Here is a 3,182-nt window from a genome sequence, read left to right as displayed (position 1 = left end):
GCGTCGGGCAGATGTTCGAGGATTGGAACAAGGATACAGGGGAATGTTAACGCCACAGGAAAGCACCCGCTTTCGACGCGATTTGAGGCGGATGAAAAAACGGGGTAAAGACTTGGAAAAGTTAAAAACTGTAGTGGAACTACTGGTGCAAGAACAAATACTACCAGAGCGATACCGAGATCATAATCTCGTTGGAGATTGGTCGGGTTATGGTGAGTGCCATATCGAGCCGGATTGGTTGTTACTCTACAAGATTGAGCGAGATGAGGAAAGCTTAACACTCGTTCGGACTGGGACTCATTCGGATCTGTTCAAATAGTCTTCTAGTAGGGTGGGAATTGCCAACTTATGCTAGACTAGATTAAAATAATTAATTAACTCCCAATCATTTGTTTATTTATGAGTCAAGCTGCTGCAATCAATACTAAACTAATTGATTCCCTTGCTCAAATTATCCTTTCCTTAACTGACGAAGAACAACAGCTTCTCCTACAAAAAATCCAGCATCCAGCACTAGCCTCTGAGGAAATTCAAAGCCAACGGGAGGTATTAAAACGTGACATCGAGCTAGGAATAGAACAACTGAGGCAGGGTGATTATCCTGAATATGACTAATCCTCATTGCCTAGTTTGTTAGAAACTATTAAGATGCTTGCAAAACAGCGACTTCAAGAGGAATTAATTTAGTTAATCGCTTTCCCATTGCACGGCAAGCGGAGCAAGATTTGCAGGATATTTGGCTCTATTTAGGCAGACAAGATGAATTCTTTTCGACGAAAAGATCGCTCAAATTCTGGACAGATTTCCTAGCATTTAAATTGCTTGTTGAGATCAGGCACTCTTGCAAGAGGAAACGGTAAAGGGATTGGGGGAGATTTAGCTAATCTAAGGATGGACGGTTAAAATACGTCTTAGCTTATTTCCTCCTGACCGGGCCGGGGCAGGAATCAAAACTATAATTAGAATGATTAAACCCCAAGTATAAACCCGCTTCGATAACCGATAGCCGATAACCGATCGCTAAACATGGATCCATCTTTCGCCCTTACCCTGCAAATTGTCATCACTGTGGTGGCGGGGATTACAGCCCAAGTCATCGCCGAATACCTGAAAGTTCCTAGTATTGTCTTCCTGCTCATTTTTGGGATTGCTTTAGGGTCCGATGGTTGGGAAATTTTACACCCCCAAAGTCTGGGAATTGGCTTAGAAGTCCTTGTTGCCCTCTCTGTGGCGATTATCCTATTTGAAGGCGGTTTAAGCTTAAGCGGACGCGAATTAGGGCGAGTTTCTGGCAGTTTACGCAATCTTGTCACTCTCGGTACTTCCATCACTCTCATCGGTGGCGGTATGGCGGCCCACTGGTTGGGGGAATTTCCCTGGCCGATCGCTTTTCTTTACGCTTCTTTAGTGGTAGTAACCGGTCCGACAGTGATCGGGCCTTTGCTGAGGCAAGTAGCCGTAGATCGGCGGGTGGCGACGCTTTTGGAAGGGGAAGGGGTATTAATCGACCCTGTGGGCGCAATTTTAGCCGTAGTGGTGTTAAATACGATTATTGATAGTCATTCCCGCCCCATGGAAATTATCACCGGTTTAACCCTGCGTTTAGGCATCGGGGCAGCGATCGGCATTGCTGGCGGCGGATTGTTAAGTTTTATTATAAAAACTTGCAATTTTCTGACTTTTGAGTTAAAGAATCTCGTGGTTTTAGCGGGAGTCTGGGGATTATTTGGTTTATCGCAATTTAGTCGCAGTGAATCGGGGTTAATGGCGGTGGTAATGGCGGGAATCGTGCTAAAAGCGGCGGCCGTTCCCGATGAGCGGTTATTAAGGCGTTTTAAGGGTCAATTAACCACTCTTTGCGTGTCGGTACTGTTTATTTTACTAGCGGCGGATCTTTCGATCGCCAGTGTGATCGCTTTGGGTTGGGGCAGCGTCCTGACGGTGTTAGTCTTGATGCTGGTGGTGCGTCCCCTGAGTGTGGCTTTGTGTACCCTAAAAAGTGACCTAAATTGGCGACATAAGCTATTTATCGCTTGGGTTGCCCCTAGAGGAATCGTTTCTGCCTCCGTAGCTTCTTTATTTGCCATTTTACTCACCCGTGCCGGTATTAATGGCGGTGAAGCGATCAAAGCTTTAGTCTTTTTAACAATTTTAATGACCGTTTTTATTCAGGGATTAACGGCGCGTTGGGTGGCAAAAGGGCTAAAAATCACTTCTTCTGCAGCAACAGGAGCAGTAATCGTCGGTTGTAATCCCCTAGGTCGCTTAATCAGCTGTTTATTCCAAGAACAAGGGGAAAACGTGGTTTTAATCGATACGGATGCCAGGGCCTGTGAACAAGCAAAAGAAGACGGTTTGACGGTGATGCAGAGTAGCGGACTTGATACAAAAATACTGCAAGAAGCAGGCATCGAATCCATGGGAACTTTTCTGGTTTTGACTAATAATAGCGAGGTTAATCTGGTTTTAGCCCAAAGAGCCGGCGAGGAATTTCATCCTCCCCGGGTGTTGGCTGCCTTTGCGGGAACCCCTAACCCAGATCAAAATAAGGTTAATCAGGTTTTTCTCCCCAGTTTTTCGGTCAAGGAATGGAATCAGTATTTAGACGATAATCAGATTAAATTGGGTAAAACTATCTTTAAAGGCAATGATTTGAGCGAACAACAAACCAGATTAACTAAATTAATCGAAAATGGCGAACTGCTGCCCCTACTATTGCGTCGCGATAATTCCCTACAGGTAGTCACAGAAAGGGAAGAATGGCGCACGGGAGACGAATTAATCTATATTCTGCGCGATTTACGCCCACAACTGCTTAAACGTCTTTCCGGCACTGTCAGAACCCGTTTATCTTTAGAAATCTTACCCGAAGTGGAAATCGCCACCAGTAGATAAGTAATAGGACAAAATTAACTTCTTGATGAGGATAGGCACTCTGGCAACAGTAAAGGGATTGGCAGAGATTCAGCTTAACTTAAGTAAGTAGTTATAATTAAATTGAAGATAGATTTTGCCTTTGATCCCCCCTGCCCCCCTTGATAACTATCCATTAGTCACATCTTTCTTAACATAAAATTTGACAAAAAGAGAAAAGTGTGCAAGATGGCTCAAGGAGGTTCTATGGGGGGACTAATTTGATGAGATAGTTTCCAAGTCTGGCTGATATCATGTAACCTTCGCAG

The 3,182-nt window shown here is 44.5% G+C and carries 3 protein-coding genes; all 3 read left to right on the top strand.

Annotation, left to right across the window (positions count from 1 at the left end; all coding sequences use genetic code 11):
• Positions 1 to 43 precede the first annotated feature (43 nt).
• The 3 genes from IM319_RS14930 (at position 44) to IM319_RS14920 (ending at position 2,895) form a co-directional block, all read left to right on the top strand.
• The gene (locus tag IM319_RS14930) at positions 44 to 319 is read left to right on the top strand and encodes a type II toxin-antitoxin system mRNA interferase toxin, RelE/StbE family (RefSeq protein ID WP_043995505.1); all 276 of its coding nucleotides are present in this window, start codon (positions 44 to 46) and stop codon (positions 317 to 319) included.
• Positions 320 to 399: 80 nt separating this feature from the next.
• On the top strand, positions 400 to 615 hold the full coding sequence (locus IM319_RS14925; RefSeq protein ID WP_287736075.1) for a hypothetical protein: 216 nt from the start codon (positions 400 to 402) through the stop codon (positions 613 to 615).
• Positions 616 to 1,026: 411 nt separating this feature from the next.
• The gene (locus IM319_RS14920) at positions 1,027 to 2,895 is read left to right on the top strand and encodes a cation:proton antiporter (protein WP_287736073.1); all 1,869 of its coding nucleotides are present in this window, start codon (positions 1,027 to 1,029) and stop codon (positions 2,893 to 2,895) included.
• Positions 2,896 to 3,182 lie beyond the last annotated feature (287 nt).

Source organism: Microcystis sp. M113S1, assembly GCF_020246945.1.
Classification (GTDB): domain Bacteria; phylum Cyanobacteriota; class Cyanobacteriia; order Cyanobacteriales; family Microcystaceae; genus Microcystis.
This window is presented reverse-complemented; position numbering and strand designations above follow the sequence as displayed.